General features: G+C 52.2%; 1 pseudogene. It reads right to left on the bottom strand.

Annotated features, from left to right (window positions below):
- Positions 1-73: 73 nt before the first annotated feature.
- A pseudogene (locus KDM89_RS21095) lies at positions 74-324 on the bottom strand (UDP-N-acetylmuramoyl-tripeptide--D-alanyl-D-alanine ligase); the annotation flags it as partial.

Genomic DNA, 324 nt, shown 5'->3' with positions numbered 1-324 from the left:
AGACGCGTAGCAATCCCAGATCTGACTTAAAATATTCTGCTAACCAAAGCAACATGCTAAAAACTTTCTCTTGTTATTGGTGTGTTGATACAAATTCGGTCTGGCTCGCCAGATATTGCACGACCCTTTCCATTTTCATGAAGCGTGAGCCTTTCACCAGCACAGTGCAGTCTGCTGTGAGTGCGGCTGCCAGCGCGCTTTGCAGCCCCTCTACGTTGGCAAAATATTGCGCACCTGCGCCATAAGCGCTGACCGCATGCGCCACCAGCTCGCCCAGCAAGTACAGATGGGTGATGCCGGACTCGCGTGCATACGCACCGATCT

Origin of the sequence: Cognatundibacterium luofuense, from assembly GCF_018139685.1 — a bacterium.
Taxonomy (GTDB): Bacteria; Pseudomonadota; Gammaproteobacteria; order Burkholderiales; family Burkholderiaceae_D; genus Undibacterium; species Undibacterium luofuense.
The sequence above is the reverse complement of the archived record's forward strand: the minus strand, read 5'-3'. Positions and strand labels throughout refer to the sequence as shown.